The following is a 21,740-nucleotide window of genomic DNA, read 5'->3' as shown; positions in this document are numbered from 1 at the left end:
AGATGACACGGAGGATACCACTATATTAAGTCAAAATCAAAACTATAGCAGAAGTCAGAAGTCAGAAGTCAGAAGTCAGAAGTCAAACTCTTGCGCTTACTTAGGTTTGAGACTTTTGTCATGTACTAACTGCCCTGGCGACTGCTATATCAAGTCAAAAGTAACAACCTTCAATGGGCTAATATGACTAGTTTATTTGGTTAAATTAATAAACTAGTTGACTTTTGCCTATTGCCTATTGCCTATTGCCTTTTGCCTTTTGCCTTTTGCCTTTTGCCTTGTCAAGCGCTTAACCTTCTCGAAGCTTCTGAATTTCCTCCACAGCTATGCCAGTAGTCTGGCTAATCGTTTCATCATCCAACAGAGGCAAAAGTTTACGTGCTATTTCTTGCTTGGCTTCTTTTTTTGCTTGTTTATTAGCTTGTTTATCAGCCAAAATAACTAACCCTTGTTGGTCATGAATAAACATCTCTATTTTTCCTAGTTACTCCAACTCTTTCCTAGTTAAATTAGCCTGAGAAGCGATACCAAATGCCTGTTTAAACTCTGGTATTTCTGCCATTTTCGGTGGCACGGTATCTAAGAAAGGCGCATTTTTAAAAAAATACATCCACAACTCATCAAGTTGGTCTAACTCCTCCAACTGCTTCTCAAACTTCGGTAGTTCCACAAACACTAATTCTAAGGGATTTTCTATATAGCTGATGTTGGTGCTTTTTTCTTGTAACTGGAAATGGGAGGTTACCATATTATGCTCAGCAAACATAATAAAATCGGTAATCGTCAGAGCAATCACTGGTTTGAGATAACGGTAGCCTTCCCCTTTACCTAACTGTAGGGAGTAAGCTTTCGTAGCGTTATATAAAACTCGACGAGCAAAGGATTCTACCTGCAAAACTTGCATTTCAATAATCACCAAAGAACCATCCCTCAGTTTGGCTTTCACATCGAGGAAAGAGTCTTTGAGGATTGGTAGAGGAGAAGATTGATAAGGGTCAATAATTTCCAGGTCTTGAATGAGAGGTTGATTGTGGTAGACAAGAGCATTGAGAAAGCTAATCAGAATCGGTTTACTTTCCTGGGAGGCAAAGATCTTTTTAAAGGCAAAGTCGGTTTTGGGGCTGATAAATGTCATTACTTAGCTCTCCACTTAATCGCTCGCTCAAAAAAAGTGGTACACTCTAAGTATACTAGCCAAACTATATTCAATTTTTATATTGACCAAAAATCAGAGGGCGTAAGCCCTCTTTGCTTGTGAGTTAGCCCAACTCAAGTACAACTCACGCATAACTCACTTCCGCCTGTTTCTCTATTCCCTGTTGCTAGCTTGCCTATTCCCGGTTCCCTTGGCTAATGCGATCGCATTGGCAATGGCCACGCCAGTTACTCCCCAAACCCAGACCCCACACCTGAGTCTGTTTCCCGATTCCCGATTCCCGATTCCCGATTCCCGATTCCCGATTCCCGATTCCCGATTCCCGATTCCCGATTCCCGATTCCCGATTCCCGATTCCCCAATTTGATAATTGTTTATTGTTACTTATAATAGTATTAATTAAAATAAATATTTATAATATATCAAAAATTTGGATTACAGCGGTTAAACCCGATTTAATATCGGATTTTATTGTCATAATTGCATTTATACTATGCTCTAATCCCATAAAGCCAAAATTTTTTGTATTAAAAAATACAAACAAAACCTCCATCCAAGGTAATTCTTAAATCGGTAAAGTTAATCGTCTCTTAAACTATCCCTTGATCAAAAACTGATCAAAAAGGGCTCAAATGATACTAAGTCAGGACAAATGACCATGACCGTATCGGAAGATGAGCAGAAGAACTACCAGAATTCTGAAGCTGGTATTTCCTGATCTGTTATCTCTGTGTGCCATATTGTCATCAATTTGTCATAAATTAGTGACATACCTAAAAAGAGACCGTAGTCGTGTTGACTTGATCCAGAGGTGCGACCCGTGGCGAATTTAATAATTAGATCCGGAAAGCGCACCTATCAAAACCCTGATTGTGTGTGAGGAAACCCTGTGAACAGATCAAAAAATTTGTGGCTCTCTGTGCTAAAATCGCCCACCTTGTTTGTTGGGGCAACCCTATTGATTTCATCCTCAGCAGTAGCAGCAACTGAGGAAGCTTTGCCAGAAGAGACAATCTCTCAAGAATCGGCTGTCAACCCTACCACTACAGTAGAAACACTGACAGTAGAAGCACTCCCTGAGGTCACCTCCCTAACTCAGTCTGTTCTTCCCTCTGATCTACCATTAGTGGCTGATGCCTCTACTGGGCATACGGTTGATATCAGTAATTCCAATAGTGATTCTGCTATAGAATCAGTTACCTCATACGGTGATGGGGAAACTGCAGAAGATGACTTGATGGGACCGGTGACTGGTGTTTCTCAACTAAATGGAGAGATTGTAGAAGATGACTCCATGGAACAAGTCACTAATGTGTCTCAACTCAGAGATGTTTCCCCTGGAGATTGGGCTTATGAAGCATTACGCTCTTTGGTAGAACGCTACGGCTGTATTGCTGGTTATCCTAATGCTACCTTCCGAGGTAACCGAGCCTTGACTCGCTACGAATTTGCTGCTGGTTTGAATTCCTGTTTGAACCAGATTGAGCGTTTACTGGGGGGCGTTACTGGAGATTTTATCACCCGTGAGGACTTAGAAGGTCTGCAACGGTTAATACAGGAGTTTGAAACAGAACTGGCTACCCTAGGGGCACGAGTAGATAACCTAGAAGGACGAGTAGCGTTCTTAGAAGACCATCAGTTTTCCACCACCACTAAACTCAAGGGTGAGGTGATCTTTGCTCTAGCTGATGCCTTTGGAGGGGATGCTGATGATGTTCAGACCGTTTTTCACAACCGGACTCGTCTCAACTTCTTAACCAGTTTTACCGGTAAGGACATGCTCCAAACCCGTCTCCAGGCTGGGGATGCCCCAACTTTGATCACAGGGGCTGGTGGTGAACTGGCCGGAACTCAAGAAGGTCGCTTTACCTACGATGGACCGAGCGGTAATGACGTTATTATTGATATCTTGCGCTATAAGTTCCCCCTAGGGGATAAAGTAACGGTTCAACTGTTGGCTAACCGAGCACTGCATCACTATTACGTCGATACCGTTAACCCTTTCTTTGAAGGTCGTGCTGGTGGTTCCAATGCTATTACCCGTTTTGCTGAACGTAATCCCATCTATCGGATTGGGCCATTCGGTGCTGGGGCTGCTCTTGCCATCAAGCCCATCAAGGATGTTCGGATTGATTTAGGTTACATCTCCAACACCGCTAGCAATCCTCAAGAAGGCCAGGGTCTATTCAATGGCAACTTTTCTGCGATCGCTCAGTTGGTTTATGGTAGTGATTTCAAAGTTGGATTCACCTACATTCGGGGTTACGAAAATAATGCTGATGGACGACCCCGTTTAATCCTAGGGGGTACTGGCACGGCCCTGGCTAATCTCAATCCAGCAGCCTTGGGGAATGCTACCAGTTTAGACAGGGTTAACTTTGATACAGCAAGAGTGGAAAGTAACTCTTTCGGTGTTGAAACCTCTTTGAGACTTACCCCCAACATCGTACTCAATGGCTGGGCAGGCTACACCGATGCTGAGTTGATTGGCTTGGGTGATGCTGAAATTTGGAACTTTGCTGCTGGTATCGCTTTTCCCGATTTGGGCAAAAAAGGTAATCTGGCGGGAATTTTTGGTGGTGCGGCACCAACCCTCAGAGGACTGGATTTAGATGATGGCAACAGTAACTTTGACAATGATTTTGCCTACCAGGTTTCAGCGTTCTATAAGTATAAACTCAACAACAACATCTCCGTTACTCCTGGTGTAGTTTGGCTTTTGAATCCTAACCAAAGTTCTGACAATGATGACGTGGTGATCGGTACCCTCAGAACCACTTTCACCTTTTAAACTTTAGGCTCGACGTCCGGCGCTCGACCCACCTATGGTTGGTGAGCGTCGGTATCAAAGCTTTTAGGGAAATTTGGCTGGAAATTTTACTAGGAAAATTTTATTACCGAGCAAGCCTCCTCACCACTGTCATCCGTTTGCTTACAAGAAGTGGGACCCCAAAACCTCCATAGCCTCACTATCGGTAGCGATCCCTTGAAGGCGCTAGCCCTTCAGGCTAATCGCGAAGCGGGACCCCAAACCATCCATGCCATCGCCACTGACCAATTCATGTTTTGAGAAATTTGTCAATTTGTAAAATATAATACAAATTCGTTCCTTTCACCCCTTTGGGATTCCCTGTTGAACCCTAGCCTACACAAAGGGGGAGGCCAAAGCGTGCATCTCATCGCCACTGACCAATTCATGTTTTGAGCAGTTTGTCAATTAGTAAATTTTGATACAAATTTGCAGGATTATAAGCACTTTTCGATCTAGATAGTGAAGTATTGACCACCCAGAAATTTTTAACTAGATTTGATTTGTAAGCCTAAATCAGGGTTACCTGACACCATGCGGCAGATTTATTAACACGCTGCAATGGTTTTTAGATGCTAGTTAGTTTCCATTTTTGGAGTTAATGATCATGAAAGGTCTTTTGAAGACAATTGCTTGTTTTCTGTTTACCGTGGCAATCTCCTTTGGTGTATTGGCCAATAATGCTTTTGCAGGTGACTTTAGCCGCAGTTGCTCTGTTCCCCATGTTAGTGATTCTGAGTTATGCGCTTATTGTTACACGGCCCATCATGATTTAAACTACACTTGTATTGACCTGAACCCTTACATTGAAAATCTTGATGGTAATCTTGTCTGGCAACCTTACAACTTCATTGAGACTTGCCAGGATACTTACATCTCCGGTGAAAGTATCATGAATGCTAAGTGCCAGAAACGTAATGGAGACTTGAATGAGACCAGCATTGATCTAGATGAGCACATTGCCAACGATGATGGCAATCTCGTATACGAGCCATAGATAGAATTTATTGAATTCTGTCTGGTGAGCATCCCTACCAAATAGTGGCTAGCTGTGCTCAATCAAAACTCAACAATTAGTTGAATTAGTAATGGGTGAAACTGCCAATTTTGGTCGGTTTCACCCATTACTAATTAAGCTGAGAGCTGAGAGCTGAGAGCTGATAGCTGATAGCTCAGAGATGAGAGCTAATAGCTGAGAGCTGATAGCTGAATGCTTACTATCAAACAAAAAAGCGCTCCCCATATGGAGAGCGCTTTTTATTAACTTAGCGTATTAAACCAAGTTGAAATTAACCGTTGATGACTGGAGCAGTCAAAGCTACAGGAGTAGCTTCAGCCGCAGCTAGGTCTAGAGGGAAGTTGTGAGCGTTACGCTCGTGCATTACCTCGAAACCTAGGTTAGCGCGGTTAAGTACATCAGCCCAGGTGTTGATCACGTGACCTTGTGAGTCAATGATGCTCTGGTTGAAGTTGAAGCCATTCAGGTTAAATGCCATGGTGCTGATGCCCAGTGCAGTAAACCAGATGCCGATTACAGGCCATGCACCCAAGAAGAAGTGCAAGGAACGGCTGTTGTTGAAGGAAGCGTATTGGAAGATTAAACGACCGAAGTAGCCGTGAGCTGCAACGATGTTGTAAGTTTCTTCCTCTTGACCGAACTTGTAACCATAGTTCTGAGACTCAGTTTCAGTAGTCTCACGTACTAAGGAGGAGGTTACCAAAGAACCGTGCATTGCACTGAACAAGGAACCACCGAATACACCAGCTACACCTAGCATGTGGAACGGGTGCATTAGGATGTTGTGCTCAGCTTGGAACACAAACATGAAGTTGAAGGTTCCGCTGATACCGAGAGGCATACCATCGGAGAAAGAACCTTGTCCGATTGGGTAGATCAAGAATACGGCGCTAGCAGCTGCAACCGGTGCGCTGTAAGCTACGCAGATCCAAGGACGCATACCTAAGCGGTAGCTCAGTTCCCACTCACGACCCATGTAGGCGAATACACCAATCAGGAAGTGGAACACTACCAACTGGTAAGGACCACCGTTGTAGAGCCACTCATCTAAGGAAGCAGCTTCCCAGATTGGGTAGAAGTGTAAGCCAATGGCGTTAGAAGAAGGAACAACAGCACCAGAGATGATGTTGTTGCCATACATCAGGGAGCCAGCAACGGGCTCGCGGATACCATCGATGTCCACAGGAGGAGCAGCGATGAATGCAATGATGAAGCAGGTGGTAGCAGCTAGCAGGGTTGGGATCATTAATACACCAAACCAACCTACATAGAGGCGGTTGTTGGTGGAGGTGACCCAATTGCAGAACTGAGACCACACAGAGGTGTTGCTCTGCTGTAATACAGTAGTCATGTTCTTATGATTACGGGTATGAATATGAACTTTTCGAGGTTCGTCCGGCTTGTGTGCGCCTTCATGTATTTATATTAAGCAATATATTTATTTTTGTAAAGGGTTTTTCGAGTAATTTCACCTCAGGTTATTAAATAATGTAAATAAGTAAAAGTTATATTAACTAAGTATTGACTTTATATTGTTATTGTGGTAAAGGAGTGGTTGAGAAAATTTTGGCGTTGCTGAATCTTTGAATGAATATTCGTAGAGTGGGCATCCTGCCCGCCCCAAAATATATTGAAACTGGCAAGATGCCAGTTCTACCAAGATGCCAGTTCTACCAAGATGCCAGTTCTACACAAGATGCCAGTTCTACCAAGATGCCAGTTCTACACAAGATGCCAGTTCTACACAAGATGCCAGTTCTACACAAGATGCCAGTTCCACGCCTGATGCCTATTCCACAGGTGCGACATCTTTGAATGAATATTCGTAGAGTGGGCATCCTGCCCGCCCCAAAATATATTGAAACTGGCAAGATGCCAGTTCTACACAAGATGCCAGTTCTACCAAGATGCCAGTTCTACACAAGATGCCAGTTCTACACAAGATGCCAGTTCCACAGGTGCGACCCAAGGCCGGGTTCCCCGGCCTAGGAGGCGCGCACCTAATCACTCTTAAAATCATTCCATTATTAAGCAACGCCAAAATTTTGGTGTAGGTCAGTAGACTAGGAAACGCGATGTTCCTTTGGAACCGCTTCGCGATTGACCTTGGCCAAAAGGCCACGCGCTTCGCAGCAAAGCGGGACGAAGTCCATCGCGTTTGGTCACGCGGGGCGCGTTCGCAATTCTCATACTGATCAGGTACACAGGATTTTTTCCCACTCCACCTATGCCCATTTCCCTATCTCCCGATTCCCGACTCCCGACTCCCGACTCCCTAAAACCCAGAACGAAAGTAACTCACCCAATTGAGAACTGCTATATATTGATCTATTTATTTATACTTTCTTAACATCCTGGATTGTTGACGGATCCAAAGCGCCCTGTTCTCCTTTCACCGTAACTGTCCCATTTGAAATTGGTGTACTTAGGTTTATTAGATTACATTAGTTGAGTTATGGATCTAGTTAAATCGGAAAGCGTCAATGTATCAAATTCTACCGAAGTTCCTCAAAAAATCTACTATGTTCAATTAATTATGATGAAACCTCATACACCTTAAACAAATCATGCGGATTGAGCAGTTGCAGGCATTTCTGGCAGTCACCCAGACAGGTAATTTTGGACAAGCGGCACAAAAATGCGGCGTAACACAATCGACTATCAGTAGACAAATTCAGTCTCTGGAAAGCTATCTGGGTATGCCACTGTTTCATCGCACTGCTCACGCCAAGTTGACTCTTGCAGGGGAACAGCTGTTACCCCGTGCTCGTAAAATCTGTCAAGAGTGGCAAACTGCTACCCAAGAATTAGCAGATTTGATCGCAGGGAAGCAGCCAGAATTGTGTGTAGCGGCAATCCAATCAGTCTGCGCTCACTACTTGCCACCGATCTTAAGGCAATTTTGTCAGGCCTATCCTCAAGTGCAGTTACGAGTGACGGCCCTCGGAAGCGATCGCTCTTTGAAGGTACTGCGAGATGGTCTAGTGGATGTAGCAATTGTGATGAACAATCGCTTTTTGACCACTAGTTCAGAGATGGTAGTTGAGATACTCTACGAAGAGCCCATCGAAGTCCTGATGGCATCAGACCATCCCTTAGTCAACTATCAACCAGTGCCCTGGTCAGAACTGATTAAATACCCACAAGCAGTCTTTAAAAGTGGCTACGGGATGCAACGTTTAGTACAACAGCAGTTTTCCCGCCTAGGGGCTAATTTGCGGGCAGTTATGGAGTTAAATACCCTAGAAGCATTCCAAGGAGTAGTGCGCCAAGGAGAATTGATTGCCCTATTGCCCAAATCAGCCCTGATCAATGTACAGGAAGACTCTACTCTGGCTGTGCGTACCCTAGAAAAACTACCAGAATCCGTGGCTAGCTCCAACAAACTAGTTGGTAACCTCTCGGCCTTGGATTCCAAGTGGACTCGTCAAGTGGTCTTAGTCACGACTCGCGATCGCTTAGACATTCCACCAATTCAGCATTTTTGTCAACTGGTGCGTCAGCTGGACATGCCAACAGTTCAGGCTTGGAACCTCCAGCTGCCAGCCCTTGCTCAAGCTTGATCACTGTTTCCAGCTTTGGACTAATCACCAATGAGTAATGTCTTCAGGGAATTATTAAAGAAAGTGGGCAGTGGTGTACACACTGGGAAAGCCTTAACTCGTGAGGAAGCCACCACTGCAACCCGCCTCATGTTGACACAAGAGGCTACACCAGCGCAAATTGGAGCATTTATGATTGCCCACCGCATCAAACGACCGACCAGTGAAGAACTGGCAGGAATGTTGGATGCTTATGACCAACTTGGACCAAGGTTACACCCCTGGGACATCAACCATGGGCAAGATGCCTCTCGGTCACTTTCTTCTTCTCCATCCCTGGGGATTACAGTGTTAGGAACACCCTATGATGGACGAAGCCGTACTGCACCAGTCACACCCCTGACCGCCTTAGTCTTAGCTACTGCTGGGGTACCTGTGGTCATGCATGGGGGAGATTGTATGCCCACTAAGTATGGAGTCCCCTTGATTGAGATTTGGCAGGGATTGGGAATGGATTTCTCCCAACTTTCTATGCCCCAGGTGCAACAAGTATTGGAGACAACTGGCTTAGGATTTATCTATTTACCCCAGCATTTTCCCCAAGCTGATCAGTTAGTTTCCTACCGCGACCAAATCGGTAAACGTCCACCGATAGCAACCATGGAACTCCTGTGGTCTGCCTATAGAGGAGAGACTCATCATGTTGCCGGGTATGTTCATCCACCTACAGAAATCCTATTTAGACAGACATCTCAGCTGCGTCTGGTCAAGAATTTTACCTTTGTCAAAGGCTTAGAGGGTAGCTGTGACTTACCACGCGATCGCACTGCCATCATAGCCATTAGTCAAGCATCAGCCAGTCAAGGGTTTGAGCGTTTGCTACTCCATCCGAGTGAATACGGTTTGGCTGGCAAGGAGTTACCGTTTGAGTCAACCACTACACTGCTGGCACACTACCAGGAAATCCTAAAGGGTAAATCCAACCCATTGATGCCAGCCGCTATCTGGAATGGTGGGTTTTATCTGTGGCGTTGTGGTGTTTGCCCAGATTTTAGAGCAGGTCTGGCCAAGGCTGAAGATTTATTCACCAGTGGTAATGTGGCTCAAAAATTTAACGAAATTGTTGATTACTTGCACAAGGTTAAATAAATAGAAGGTAAGTATTCAGCTATCAGCTATCAGCTATCAGCATATGCGCGAAGCGCACGCTACGCGAACAGCTAATCAGTCACAGGCTAGAAGCCTGTGCCACGGTACTTGATGTGCTTATGAGCATAGGGCAAGCTACACTGAACAGCTTTTGAATAAAATCGGTAAGCATTGGAATAATGCTGCAGTGTTGTCACAGGGCTTGTGGCCTGTGCCATAAAGCTGACTGCTGACTGCTGAGAGCTGTTCGCGCAGCGTGCGCTTCGCGCATATGCTTACAATACTCAACCAAATTACTGAACCAAGGTTCTCGCCGGAGGTGGCGCAAAGGTCGGAGACAATTGGGAGGGATATTGATCAACAGAAATACAAGTGTTTAGAGCCTTGTCAGGGCTAGCGACATTGGCACTATTCAAGCCAATAACACATTCAGAAAATTGCTCTGGCAGGAGGCTACGACGACAGTGATCCAGCACTGAGTTAGCATTTATGTTTTCAATCTGATTGTCAATATCAACCACACACCTAGCTAATTCCAAAGGTCGTCGGACTCGTGTACAAGCACCTAGGGCTTTTTGACCTGCTAATGAGGTCAGTACCTCAATTTTTAGTACACACAACGATAAATCCTCAGGTTGTAGTGCCTCTGAACAAGCTTGTGATGCGATTTCTGAAGTTATATTGGCCGCTTTAAGATCTTTGGCACACAAACTAAATCCATTCCCAGCAGTGGCAGAACCATTAGGAATCCCTAGGGTTACTAGGCCAGCGATTGCCAACTGAGTAGTACAAAATTTCAATAAAGATGTATGTCTAAACCTACTTTGCTGCTTCATAACTAGTCTTAGTCGATAAAATTTTATAAGCTATAAATTATAAGCTATCAATTATAAACAATCAAGGTATTGATTATGTTAGACGTTGATTAGGGTTCCATGGTAAATCAATGAATAACTACCAATTAACCTAGCTCGTTTTTAACAACTTGCTATGATAGTCGATATTTTGAACCCCTAATCTGACAATTACTCATTCTTTGTAAGCTATCCCTTAGGGATATCTAATCTGTTTATACCTATGCTTATGCGATTCTACCAATTTTTAAGTCAAACAGTTCGCTCACTTTACTCTAATAAGCAGGTGACTATGATCCTAATGCTAATGGCATTGTGTGTCAGCTGCTCCCCAAAAGAATCCCCTGACCTTGAGTTAGAACTCAGTGTAAAACCGGCCAGTCGTCCTGGTGCGTATACTGTATCCGGTACTAGTAATCTACCTAACCAAAGTCAAATTGCTGTGGCTGCTATTCGCTATTTGCGTCCGACACAACAGCCTTTATTTGGTTCTAACCCCCTAGGCACCTATTCTATTTTGGATCGCCAAGTTGTTGAGGTAGACGAGCAGGGTCAATGGGAAGCTAGGCTTAACCTATGGGAGGTGGCACCAGATGGTCGCCTTCAGGAAGCTTGGCAAATCAATCAATCACAAGGACGATTCTCGGTTAGCCCCAATAATAGTGTCTCTTTCTTAGCTACCTATGAGCCCTATGGTCACCTAGGAAGGGCTGAAGAGCAACAGCCGCAGATTCCAGAGATGGAAGGTGACCTCGTCCGATTTAATAATGATGGTCAACCTTACGTAAAGGCAAGTTACACCCTACCGATAGCGCTACCTAGTGGCAGGAAATCAGTACCTAGCATTAGGGCAGCAGAACGCAATGGTGGCTGGGGAAACCGCTCAGAACTTAGACCCCAAAGATCGGTTAGTGGTAGTATTAGCCCACAAACCAATTTAACTAATCAAAGCGATACTCGACTCTCGCCGTCAGAGTTTTTCCGATAAGACAAAACCTTTATCTTGGTTCATAGTTCATGGTCATGGTTCATGGTTGGTTACTATCAAGCCTGAACCATGAATAATATTAATAATAATACTAATTATAATACTCAGCAACACTGTGCAAGGTCTTAACCGACATACCCTAACAGTTTTATTTAATGAGCGCTATGATCGCGTTTTGTTGGCGCTTTTTGTGAACAGGATCAATGTGATATCAATTGTAACAATCCAGTAATTAGCTAATCCCAAATTAATCTATGGATAAATTGAGGTTATAATTGTGAATTTGGAAGGCAAAAATGGTCAACTAAATTCAGCAATTTTGACTAATTGCCAACAGTAAACTATCTATACATAACTCTCTGGAGTAAATTCCAGTAGATGCTTTTTAGCTTATGGTTCGATAACAATGCACCCTAATCGTCTAACAACTTGTCTTAAACCTTCCTAACCCTTTACAGACCAGGACTTAACAAGTTGTTTGGATGCTCGATTGGCTACAGGTACCTCAATCCGTCGACTTTTCTGTGTGCCATCAAGGGCAGATTGTAAAGAAGCCATCTGAGTCATAATTGTTTGAAGTTGAGTGTTGAGTTGATCCAGCTGCTCGGGTTTTGGTGAACTCACCTGGATAGGTTGGGTGACTACAGGTTTTGTGCGCACAAAACCTAGAAACGTTTGTGCTGAGGCAAACTTCTGGGTTACATCCTCTACAGACCTTGTAGGGGTTGTTATGGAGGGCTCTTCAACAAAATTCGAGCTAGTCACTATAGTTTCAAAGACTGGCTGGAATTCAATGCTGTTATCCTGAGTTTCCGGAAGGTTTTCTATAACTTTGTCGGTAACTTTGTCGGTAACTTTTTCCGGAAGGTTTTCTATAACTTTGTCGGTAACGTTTTCCGTAACGTTTTCCGGAAGGTTTTCTATAACTTTGTCGGTAACTTTGTCGGTAACTTTTTCCGGAAGGTTTTCTGTAACTGTTTTCGGGGTTTCTCCCTTATCTATAAAATCACTGAGTCCAGAAGCTTCCAAACTCGACAGAGAAAGCTTAAGGTCTTCTAATTCTTTTTCTTTTGCCTGGATATCCCCAGATAGAGTCGAAACTTTGTCCTGAGTTTGAGAAAATTTATGGGCGGAGTGTTGCCACCCTGAAATTGCCAAACTGGCTACACCGACTCCCAAACTTAAGGCTCCAACCAAGCCTAGGTAAGGGGGAGCAAGATCCTTAATTTCACCATCCATCCACTGTTCTCCCTGAATGCGAATGGATACTGGTTGTGAGCCAAAAATTGCTACTGGTAAGGACAGTACTGACAATACCGCTGCTGCAAGAAGAACGGGTTTAAAAAGGAATTTATTCAGAGGAGAGCCTGACATGTTGTATAGTTAACTGTTAAAACTACTCGTGTTACTATTTACCTCAAGGGCTGTTAGAGAAATTCCGCATGGTACGGTTTTTTCACTCTGGTTAGCATCTTGGCGTTTAAGCAGTGACTAGGAGAAACTACATGCTTTGAGTACCTGCTGCACTTTTTGCTTCTTCTAAAGTTAACCATGTCTATCAGCAATTTTCTGTAAATTACTTATGAATCGTCCCACCAGATTGTAAATTTTATGTGAAGTCTTTATAAACGTTAGCTTAGATAGGCCATTTTTCCAGCCAAAATGGCGGCAATCAGCAGCCAAAACCTGATTTATCCCAACTGCTCCAGATGAAACTGCTCTAATTGGCCAAAAAGCCTGCTTAAGCTGGCTGTTCTAGGTAGCTCCTAGTGGGAAAGTCTATAGCTAGGATCGGGCACCTGTAGGGGAAAATCACTGGCGTTGCTTAATAATGGAATGATTTTAAGAGTTTTGTGGCACGGGCATCTTGGTGGCACGGGCATCTTGGTGGCACGGGCATCTTGGTGGCACGGGCATCTTGCCCGTTACAATTACCAAGCGGGCAGGATGCCCACCCTACTTATATTCATTCTAAGATTCAGCAACGCCAAATCAATAATACCGATACTTTTTAGCTACCAAAATCTACCAAAGTAGACTTTAGCCCGCCAATGCAAGCTGATTTTTCAGCCAGGGTGTATCTACCAAAGCTCTCAGGAATATCCCACGAGCGCCATTGATGTCACGATCCATTACTTGACCATCAATTTTCGACTTAATAGTCTTGCTGCCGCCAATGTTAACTATCTCGCCCGTCCAACTAACCGTTTTGCTGGTATAAGCTTCGCAGACATCAACAACAATCTTTCCGGTCTCAGATACTTTTTGTTTGAGAAACTCTTTGAACCGATAATGGGCAAAAGAAAGCATATTGCGAACCGTTTTAGATCTAAGTTTTCGGTTGCGCTTCTTGGACATCTGAGACGTCTCAAAGGTAGGGAGCAATATTACATCAAAGTTGTCAACCAGGAATCTAGCCGCCTTGTGATGTAGTTCATTTACTAGGCTCTGAATTCTGAGCACCATCCTTCTGGCGGCTTTTCTCATTCGGTATTTTTGTTTTCCCTTAGCCTTACTGATCTTTGAAATCAGATTATCTAAGTGTTGACATAGACGCTGAATCCCAGAAAAGTCACCATGTCCTATTTTGCCAACGGAAGTCTGGCTAAAAAATGTCAAAAAAGTTCTAACACCAGGGTCTAACGCTACAACCCTACCTTGGTTTTCGGTTTTAATGTGGGCTGTTTTGTAAGGGACTACTAGGTAATAGTTCCCGTTAGTGCTAGTCAATCTACAATCACAAATGTTGCCAGGAAGTGTCTCAGCAAAGGTCAATGCACCTAACTTTGTGTGGTAAATTCCTTTTACAGAAACAGCCGATTTAGGAATGTAGCAAGACTGAACAGGATTTTTCCTAGAACGGAATCTAACCCGATTAATTTGTCCCAATTTTTTGTATTTTTTCTTGGCCTCTCTGACAGCGGTACAGGCATCCTTTATCGCTATAGATTTGATTTGATAAGGTACTGCCAAGCACCATTCAGGAAGATCGTTCAGGATACCAGTCTTAATGGCTTTCCAATTTGCTTTAATTTCGCCATTTTCAAGGATTTTGACGGTTTTGTTGAACACATAACGGGAAACTCCAAACCACCTTCTAATAGTTAAGCGTTGGTCAGCGTTTAGGAACAGTCGGATCTTCTTTGATTTTTGTCCCGTACTTTCTGAGTCCGTGGACTCTACAAGAGAAGACGTGAATGATTGAGAGAAGATTGACCTTTGGTCACCCTTCGCGATCGGCGGTAAGCTCTGAGGAGGGGCAACTTTCAGGGTTGTCGAGAACCAAGAGTTTTCCACCGTTGATACTGACCAAGTACTCAAAGAGTTCAAACCCGAATCGGGTGAGTCTGTCTCTACAGGCAACAACAATTGTGAGCTGGTCTCCTTGCATAAGCCGTTCCAGTATGGCTCTAAGCCCTTTTCTTTTGTAGTTGAGACCTGAGCCGATATCTTTGATGATTTCGGCGCTGGGGAAGAGGGAGTGCATATAGGCAACTTGTCTAGCGAGGTCGTCTCTTTGCTTTGTACTACTGACTCGGCAGTAGCAGATAGTGGCTGGCTGTTTTGATTGCCGCTTCCCAAGACTGAGCAGGCTTTGCGTATCAAAGAGCCTGTTTCCGCTTGGTGTCCTTTCGGATTGGATGGTGCCATTATCTGCGTACTTTCTGAGAGTATTTTTGGAGAGTCCGGTAAGTTCGACCGCCTTAGGGAGTGGTACTAATGCCATGTCTCTATCTTACCACATCATTGAAGGATTTGGTAGCAGATGGAATATTTTTACTAACTGTTCCCTAACCTCAATCGGTGTGTCACAAGTAAATACCCTGATCAGGAATGGGCTGAGGCCAGTAATTTAGATAACAATTTAGATTTAGATAACTATGCTGATGGTGGTATGATGCCATGACCAAGACTACATGCGATCGCTAACTGGGGAGTGGCACTCTTGTTACGGAAAACTTAAACGTTACTTAATCATAATAGCAGTTCTCAATTGGCTGAGGTACCTCGTCCTGGGTTAATGGGAATAGGGACTAGGGACTAGGGACTAGGGACTAGGGAATACCTAGGCAGCACTGTCTTGGGGAGCTAGTTGCTAATCTGACTCCCCATCTTACCACACCTCCCACACCTCCCACACCTGCCACACTTCCCATATTATCCCCATTTCCCCACACCTGCCGCGCCCCCGCCTCAGACTATTCCCTGATCCGAAGTTCCCTATTCCCTACACGCAGCCTTATCAATTAACGTTTCATCAATCGCTGTCATCAACAACTCATTTACAGATATGCCCGATGCTTTCGCCATAGAAGCAATCACACTTTTAGGAGAAAAAGAACAATACAACCCTGCTTCTAGAAACCAAGGTTGCCCTTGTGGGTCGATACGGAAGTCAAAAAGACTGTAGTGGCGACAGCCCAACGCCTGATGACACCTCTTGGCTACTTCCTGAACTGGCTTGGTTACAGGGTCACTAGGGTCTAGCATCCAAGCCTTAACACCATCCTTAGCAGTCAAACTCAAGTTGCCATCTTCTGTTCGTTTTAGTTTATCCTCATAGTTGCGAATCGGGTGGTCATGGGAATTCACCAGATACTCTTCCAGGGGTAAACCCACTAACTCGCCGTCTTTGACAACGATTCCACATCTAACTTCCCGACCGAGTTCGATGTACTCTTCCACTAAGACCTCATCTGAATGTTCAAAGGCTGTTTTCAGGGCAGCGTCATAGTCAGCGACATTTTTGACGAAAGTCACCCCGCAAGAATTGTCAGAACTAGCAGGTTTGATCACTACTGGCGGCTTAATGGTGGGAATGTCTCCCTGGCGAAGTAGTTCTCCAAAAGGTACTTTAACTCCTGCCGCTGCCACAATCGCCTTAGCTCTGGCTTTATGGGCAGTTAGTGCCATCAAATCTGGGGTATTGCCCACATAGGGCATATTAAGCAAGTCCAATAGGGCACGGTATTCAGTCATGCCAGGGATACAAAACATTTGTGGCAGCACTAGGTCAATAGTTTTTGCTGTTATGAACTTTACAGCCTCAGAGAGGGACATGGGTTTGGCTGCGGCGATGTCTTCCTTACTGAGGGATGAGGGAAACCGCCACTGGCGATCGGGGGTGATGTAGGCAATATGAAATTCGTAGAGAGAAGGATTCGCCGTTGCGGCAATACAGTCTTGGGCGTATAGCCGTGACAAATCGCAGTAAAAGTCATTGTCTGCAGACCCAACTAAATGAAGAATGCGAAGTACTGACATAACTAATCTCCTCTTATAAAGAACTAAACTAAACAACTAAAAACGGAATCATTTAGGATGTTTCAAAAACTGAGCAATTCCATAGACTGCCATTCCTGCAGCCATACCTGGAAGCACTTCATAAATAGCACTGGACAAATCAAGTCCTAAATTCCAAATCAAAGCTGTAGCAATCCCAATTCCCATCATTGCGATCGCTGTGGTAAGATTGACTGGTCGCTGCCAAACTCTCAAGATTAATAAAGGACCCAAACCTGAAGCCAGAGCCGACCAAGAAAAAGTTACTAAAGCAAAGACATTGTTATTTCCAAGTAGGGCGATCGCCAAAACTACTGCTGTTACAGTTAGGGTTCCTACTTTTGCGAATTGGTAAGATTTAGCTGCAGCCGGAAAAATATCTTGGGTTAGGGCAGCTGAACAAGAGAGTATTTGAGAATCTGCTGTGGACATAGTGGCAGAAAACAGCCCAGCGAGCATCAATCCCACTAAAACCACTGGTAACAATTTCAACGATAGGTAAGGAAGTGCCAATTCTGGATCCCCGGAAGCCAACAAATCTGGCATCAGCACTCGCCCTGTTAAGCCAATACCCATAGCCGAGATCGAGGTTACTAACCCCAAAGCAGCTTTAATATTTCTGGCAAAAGCAATGTTGTCGGCTGAGTCAATCGCCATAGCGCGCACCATAATGTGGGGTTGTCCCACCACACCAAAACCAGCTACTATCCAACCAATAAAGAAAGGCGCAAATCCCCACGGTTGCTGAGAATAATTCCAGTTGATTAAAGCTGGATCAATGCCTGCCAAAGATTGCCACAGTTGCCCGGTTCCACCACAACTGGCAACCGCCACCACTAACAACAGTAACAAGGAACCGATCATGATTGTTGCTTGTAGAGCATCGGTCCAAATTGAGGCGCGAATTCCTCCAGAAAAGCAGTAGATAACGACAATTACTGCTCCTATAATGATGCCTAAATTATAGTTCCATCCGAACACAGCATTGAGTGCTTTGCTTCCTGCTACCAGTTGGGCTGCGGCGTAGGAACCTAGAAAGATAATAGTTATTATAGCAGAGATAATGGCAATCAAACGGGAGCCTTTCATATTTTGACTTAGAAAGGAAGAGACAGTATCTGAAGCAGTTTCCTCAGAGAGCTGTCTCAACCGTTTGAAAATAAAATACCAAGCAAGATAGTCCCCAATTGCCCAACCAATGGTCAGCCAGAGGGAGGAAATGCCTATTTTATAGGCAAAACCTACTTGACCGATGAATAATAAACCACTTTGACCAGTTGCCATTGCTGATAGTGCTGTCAGCCAAGGGTTGACATTGCGACTAGCCAGTAAATAATCGGTGGTGGTATTTTGTTTGCGGGTTGCCGAGTAAATGCCCACTGCTGTAAATAACAGCAGGAACATGATAAACGTGAGTGCAATCCCAACTTGTTTAGCCATTATGTTTGTTTAGGGGTTAATGAGCGATTGCTAGGAATGGTTAATCCTATTGACTAAATCTCTGCTCATTTGATTATATGGCACCACAAGTGTTTAATGTTAATACTTCGATGTTTCTAATATCAAATTTTGATAGATGCAGTAGTGAAATTTAACTATTAGTAGATTCAAGGGGAGATTTAATAGCCGATCTGCTAGAAATAGCCAAATACATTCCCACTAAGATTACCACAAAACTGACTAAAGTCAAAAAACTAAGAGGTTCTGAGAAAATTGTCCAACCTTCGAGGGAACTGAGAACAGGAACAATCAACCCCACTAGGCTAGCAAACCCTGAAGATAACTTTTTGAGGCAATAAGTCCAAAGTCCTACACCCAGCATTTGACCAACGAATGCTAGGGCAATTACTGAAAACCACCCAGTTACGGAACTCGGAAAAAGTTGCTCTTCGGTGATTGCAGCAACAGGAAATAGCAACAGAAAACTGGTTGTCGAAGACCAAGTCATAATCGTCACAGAGTTAAACTTAGTGCGAAGTTGCTCTGCGATTAATGGGTGTACCCCAAAAAATACTGCTGAGAGTAAAGCTGCTAAATCCCCTAGTAGCTGTTGACCAATACTCAATGATAACAGATCATTTACTTCTAGTAAAGTTACTCCCGCGATTGCAACAAACATACCCACGAGAAATCGACGGTCAAAGAGCTGACCAAAAGCTAGCCACCCTCCTAATATAGTAAATATGGGAGCCATATTATGCATGATGCTAGAGTTGGCAACACTCGTCTGAGTTAAAGACCAAGTCCAAGCTATCAAAGCCATCGCTAAAAGCAAACCATCTGCAATCAGTAGCCTTTTTTCTGAGCCCAGATTATTTTTATTTAGTTCTGGTTCAGTTTCCTGCTTTTGGTGACCCACATTTAACAAGTTATTCAGTAGTCCAAAGGCAACAGCCGCAATCCAAAAACGATTAAATGCCGTAGCATTTGGTCCCATTTCCATTTCAATCAAACGAATAAAAATTGGTGAAAAAGAAAGACATATTATGCTACCAATTAATGCAGCAAAAGAATCTATTGGAAATGAAGATAGGTACTGTATCCGTGATAATTTACCTTGAGCATTCATGTTTCTTTATTTATATATTTTTATTGAAAGCATATATGATATAGCAATTCTACGACTTGTGAGGTACAAATTTCTGGTTTTTAGGGAGCAGGGAGCAGGGAGCAGGTAAGAGTAACCCACCCCTAACCCCTCCCAGGAGGGGAAGTGAGGGAAGAGGTAAAAAATAATGTGTACCTCATAGCTACGATAAACGCTATAGTATAAACCCTAACACTTGTAGCTATTGAATGGATAGTTAAAATTTAAATTAATAGTTAATTTTGATGCTGTTGTTGTCGATAATTTTTTGAATAAATACTGTATATAAATAGCTGATAATCGGAGACTCATGTAAATGACTACTCAAACTTTATACTAATATTTTGAGGTTTGCTCCTTTCAGGCATAAATAATGACTGCATTACCCCAATTTTTTTTGAGCAACGAGGTGAATAAATAAAGGTAGTTTTTGTTCATTAGTTTTAACGGTTTTTTATTCATCTGATAAAAACCATACTTTCATCTCATATTAAGCAAAACTCAGAATAGTTTTAATCAAGTTCATAATAAATAATTTTATTTTATATATTTACTATTTAAACTCAGTTATTAGCAGATTCAATTGCAGGTTTAATAGCAGATATACTAGAGAGCGTCAAATACATTCCGAATAAAATGACTAGGAAATTTACCAAAGTCCACAATTGAATACGTTCTCAGAAAATCGCTCAACCTTCCACAGCGCTAAGAGCTGGAATAAGCAACGCAACTAGGCTATCAAGGGGTGAGCTTAGATATCTGTAATGATTAATATATGTAATGATTATTAATATCAATTTAGGCAGCGGAATAGCCAGTGTAATCCTAATTGATGTCGTAGACATAGAACGAGTAGCCATGGGCTAGAAAATTAGCGGCTTGTCGCCCTCCAATATTGCCGCAACCGATGATACCGATGGTGGGATGATTGAGGGTAGATTCCCTGTCCGAAGTGTTGTTAATTGGTAACATATATTGCTTAACTTTTTTGATAGGGCGAATCTTAAGCCGAACGCTATTTAATCCCCACCCAATTCTACCAATTTACCAATATTAAAATCAATCCTTACCCAGCCTTTTAGTTTCCGTAAATTCTCTAACAATAGTAAGGTAATTTGCCAATGGGGTACGGTTAAGAAGGGTAAGGGATCGTTGACTTGAAAAATGGCATCTGTACCCTTGACAATCTTTTTAATCCACCCTTGTAAAGCTGACCATGACCTGATCTCAGTCAGCCGCCAAATTTCATGATAGAGCCAGTAAGTTGGTTTACTGTCAGGGCGGGGCACAATCGGTGCTTGATTTTCCTGCTCACTATCTTTAAGATAAGCATCTGCTAATCCTGGATGATTGTAAAACATGGTGATAGCAGAATGGGTGCGAGGATTACATTCAATGGGATAGACGGTGCCGTCTTCGGTTTGAATGAAGTCAAAGGAAATTTGTCCTGTCAAATTTAATTCCTTGACAAATTTCTCCACCCATGAATATATCTCAGGTTTATCAAGATGCTGATAATTTACTTGGAAAGGAGACGATGGGGAACAGCAGTGAAGTCTAATTTTTCCGTTGCGTACTGTACTGTGGGTGCAATACTCCTGACCGGTAATAAACTCTTGCATTGTCCAAGGGTTTTCCTTTGTAATAGGAAGATTTTTGACATAATCTTCCATTCCTTCAAAGGGAAACTTGGTCATGTCTAAGCGAGAAACTGAATCATACTGAATGCTTTTGAGAATATACCGACTCCCATCTGCTTTGAAGTCAAAATCTAGAATTTGTTGTGGATCGGTAATTAGGAAGGATTTTGGTGCTGATAATCCTAAAGAACGAGCTTGCTCGCACAATGTAAATTTGTCGTCTAACATCTGGGTGATGTCAGGAGAAAAGTGGATGACTTCGCAGTAGGGGGAGAGTAACGTTCCAGCGACAGAATCATAATAGCTCGCTACTGGGCTAGATACGGGAATAAAGGCATCAATGTTTTCTTTTTGAACAATTTTTAGTAAGGCTTGGGAATAACCATTGGGATATTTTTCTGGTGCTGGCACGGTATAAAACCCTTTAACCGCATTAGAAAATCGGTGACCAGATAGCCAATATTTATCAGTTTCAACTAAAAAGACATTGTGCCCAGACTTATGAAAAGAGCGAGCCAGTTGCAGGGCTTTGGTCATTTTGCCCCCGGTAATCAAGATGTTTTTGGAACCTTCAACAGGTATTCGTCGAGTGCATCTCAGTTTTGTAAGACTCAAGTTGAAAATTGCCCGTTGAGGTAGGCACACCGATGCTTCAAGACTTGTGGGACGTTACTCTCATCCCACTGAGCCCCCGAAATCTTGATACGCCGACCC

22 protein-coding genes are annotated in these 21,740 nt (G+C 43.3%); 9 read left to right on the top strand and 13 right to left on the bottom strand.

The genetic code is table 11. The features are described from left to right. Positions 1-289 precede the first annotated feature (289 nt). The gene (locus F6K51_RS38335) at positions 290-469 is read right to left on the bottom strand and encodes a hypothetical protein (RefSeq protein ID WP_365939920.1); all 180 of its coding nucleotides are present in this window, start codon (positions 467-469) and stop codon (positions 290-292) included. Positions 470-484: 15 nt separating this feature from the next. Further along, the gene (locus F6K51_RS07275) at positions 485-1,135 is read right to left on the bottom strand and encodes an Rpn family recombination-promoting nuclease/putative transposase (protein ID WP_365939919.1); all 651 of its coding nucleotides are present in this window, start codon (positions 1,133-1,135) and stop codon (positions 485-487) included. A 184-nt stretch (positions 1,136-1,319) separates the two neighbouring features. Here F6K51_RS07275 and F6K51_RS07270 point away from each other — a divergent pair, with 184 nt between their 5' ends. The 3 genes from F6K51_RS07270 to F6K51_RS07260 all read left to right on the top strand — a co-directional run bounded on the left by F6K51_RS07270 (position 1,320) and on the right by F6K51_RS07260 (position 4,962). After that, complete coding sequence (locus F6K51_RS07270) at positions 1,320-1,523, top strand: hypothetical protein (protein WP_293019213.1); 204 nt, start codon at positions 1,320-1,322, stop codon at positions 1,521-1,523. Positions 1,524-2,045: 522 nt separating this feature from the next. Beyond that, on the top strand, positions 2,046-3,947 hold the full coding sequence (locus F6K51_RS07265; RefSeq protein WP_293019212.1) for an iron uptake porin: 1,902 nt from the start codon (positions 2,046-2,048) through the stop codon (positions 3,945-3,947). Positions 3,948-4,572: 625 nt separating this feature from the next. Beyond that, positions 4,573-4,962 (top strand): CVNH domain-containing protein, encoded by a 390-nt coding sequence (locus tag F6K51_RS07260; protein WP_293019211.1) that lies wholly within the window; start codon positions 4,573-4,575, stop codon positions 4,960-4,962. A gap of 292 nt (positions 4,963-5,254) precedes the next feature. Here F6K51_RS07260 and psbA read toward each other — a convergent pair whose 3' ends face one another. Further along, the gene (gene psbA, locus F6K51_RS07255; protein WP_271968296.1) at positions 5,255-6,334 is read right to left on the bottom strand and encodes a photosystem II q(b) protein; all 1,080 of its coding nucleotides are present in this window, start codon (positions 6,332-6,334) and stop codon (positions 5,255-5,257) included. A gap of 236 nt (positions 6,335-6,570) precedes the next feature. Between psbA and F6K51_RS07250 the strand changes: the two genes are divergently transcribed. Continuing rightward, positions 6,571-6,798, top strand: a complete 228-nt coding sequence (locus F6K51_RS07250; protein WP_293019207.1) for a hypothetical protein — start codon at positions 6,571-6,573, stop codon at positions 6,796-6,798. Here the strand turns inward: F6K51_RS07250 and F6K51_RS07245 are convergent. Continuing rightward, positions 6,773-6,952: a hypothetical protein gene (locus F6K51_RS07245; RefSeq protein ID WP_293019206.1), complete on the bottom strand. Its 180-nt coding sequence runs from the start codon at positions 6,950-6,952 to the stop codon at positions 6,773-6,775. The two genes, F6K51_RS07250 and F6K51_RS07245, sit on opposite strands and share 26 nt — an antisense overlap. A 137-nt stretch (positions 6,953-7,089) precedes the next feature. Here F6K51_RS07245 and F6K51_RS07240 point away from each other — a divergent pair, with 137 nt between their 5' ends. The 3 genes from F6K51_RS07240 to F6K51_RS07230 all read left to right on the top strand — a co-directional run bounded on the left by F6K51_RS07240 (position 7,090) and on the right by F6K51_RS07230 (position 9,674). Beyond that, the gene (locus F6K51_RS07240; RefSeq protein WP_293019205.1) at positions 7,090-7,293 is read left to right on the top strand and encodes a hypothetical protein; all 204 of its coding nucleotides are present in this window, start codon (positions 7,090-7,092) and stop codon (positions 7,291-7,293) included. Positions 7,294-7,550: 257 nt separating this feature from the next. Beyond that, positions 7,551-8,546 carry a LysR family transcriptional regulator gene (locus F6K51_RS07235; RefSeq protein WP_293019204.1) on the top strand — a complete coding sequence of 332 codons (996 nt, stop codon included), beginning with the start codon at positions 7,551-7,553 and terminating at the stop codon, positions 8,544-8,546. A 30-nt stretch (positions 8,547-8,576) separates the two neighbouring features. Beyond that, on the top strand, positions 8,577-9,674 hold the full coding sequence (locus tag F6K51_RS07230) for an anthranilate phosphoribosyltransferase family protein (RefSeq protein WP_293019203.1): 1,098 nt from the start codon (positions 8,577-8,579) through the stop codon (positions 9,672-9,674). A 293-nt stretch (positions 9,675-9,967) separates the two neighbouring features. Here the strand turns inward: F6K51_RS07230 and F6K51_RS07225 are convergent, their stop codons facing one another. Next, the gene (locus F6K51_RS07225; protein ID WP_075900280.1) at positions 9,968-10,510 is read right to left on the bottom strand and encodes a hypothetical protein; all 543 of its coding nucleotides are present in this window, start codon (positions 10,508-10,510) and stop codon (positions 9,968-9,970) included. Positions 10,511-10,814: 304 nt separating this feature from the next. On the opposite strand from F6K51_RS07225, the gene F6K51_RS07220 reads away from it, so the two are divergent. Further along, the gene (locus tag F6K51_RS07220; RefSeq protein WP_293019202.1) at positions 10,815-11,516 is read left to right on the top strand and encodes a hypothetical protein; all 702 of its coding nucleotides are present in this window, start codon (positions 10,815-10,817) and stop codon (positions 11,514-11,516) included. 444 nt (positions 11,517-11,960) lie between these two features. Here the strand turns inward: F6K51_RS07220 and F6K51_RS07215 are convergent, their stop codons facing one another. Further along, positions 11,961-12,890: a hypothetical protein gene (locus F6K51_RS07215; protein ID WP_293019201.1), complete on the bottom strand. Its 930-nt coding sequence runs from the start codon at positions 12,888-12,890 to the stop codon at positions 11,961-11,963. Positions 12,891-13,369: 479 nt separating this feature from the next. Between F6K51_RS07215 and F6K51_RS07210 the strand changes: the two genes are divergently transcribed. After that, the gene (locus F6K51_RS07210; protein ID WP_293019200.1) at positions 13,370-13,531 is read left to right on the top strand and encodes a hypothetical protein; all 162 of its coding nucleotides are present in this window, start codon (positions 13,370-13,372) and stop codon (positions 13,529-13,531) included. A 25-nt stretch (positions 13,532-13,556) separates the two neighbouring features. On the opposite strand, the gene F6K51_RS07205 is transcribed toward F6K51_RS07210, so the two are convergent. The 7 genes from F6K51_RS07205 to F6K51_RS07175 all read right to left on the bottom strand — a co-directional run bounded on the left by F6K51_RS07205 (position 13,557) and on the right by F6K51_RS07175 (position 21,641). Further along, positions 13,557-14,813 carry a transposase gene (locus F6K51_RS07205; protein WP_364304069.1) on the bottom strand — a complete coding sequence of 419 codons (1,257 nt, stop codon included), beginning with the start codon at positions 14,811-14,813 and terminating at the stop codon, positions 13,557-13,559. Beyond that, entirely contained in the window at positions 14,740-15,243 is a 504-nt protein-coding gene (locus tag F6K51_RS07200; protein ID WP_293019199.1) for an IS607 family transposase, read from the bottom strand. The genes F6K51_RS07205 and F6K51_RS07200 overlap by 74 nt, the downstream gene beginning before the upstream one ends. 494 nt (positions 15,244-15,737) lie before the next feature. Continuing rightward, positions 15,738-16,781 (bottom strand): D-alanine--D-alanine ligase, encoded by a 1,044-nt coding sequence (locus F6K51_RS07195; protein WP_293019198.1) that lies wholly within the window; start codon positions 16,779-16,781, stop codon positions 15,738-15,740. 48 nt (positions 16,782-16,829) lie between these two features. Beyond that, positions 16,830-18,239, bottom strand: a complete 1,410-nt coding sequence (locus F6K51_RS07190; protein WP_293019197.1) for a sodium/proline symporter — start codon at positions 18,237-18,239, stop codon at positions 16,830-16,832. A gap of 151 nt (positions 18,240-18,390) precedes the next feature. After that, complete coding sequence (locus F6K51_RS07185) at positions 18,391-19,368, bottom strand: DMT family transporter (RefSeq protein WP_293019196.1); 978 nt, start codon at positions 19,366-19,368, stop codon at positions 18,391-18,393. Between the two features lie 843 nt (positions 19,369-20,211). Next, positions 20,212-20,358: a hypothetical protein gene (locus F6K51_RS07180; RefSeq protein ID WP_293019195.1), complete on the bottom strand. Its 147-nt coding sequence runs from the start codon at positions 20,356-20,358 to the stop codon at positions 20,212-20,214. A 47-nt stretch (positions 20,359-20,405) separates the two neighbouring features. Beyond that, positions 20,406-21,641 (bottom strand): ATP-grasp enzyme, encoded by a 1,236-nt coding sequence (locus F6K51_RS07175; protein ID WP_293019194.1) that lies wholly within the window; start codon positions 21,639-21,641, stop codon positions 20,406-20,408. Positions 21,642-21,740 lie beyond the last annotated feature (99 nt).

Origin of the sequence: Moorena sp. SIO3I8 (assembly GCF_010692325.1) — a bacterium.
GTDB lineage: Bacteria > Cyanobacteriota > Cyanobacteriia > Cyanobacteriales > Coleofasciculaceae > Moorena.
This window is presented reverse-complemented; position numbering and strand designations above follow the sequence as displayed.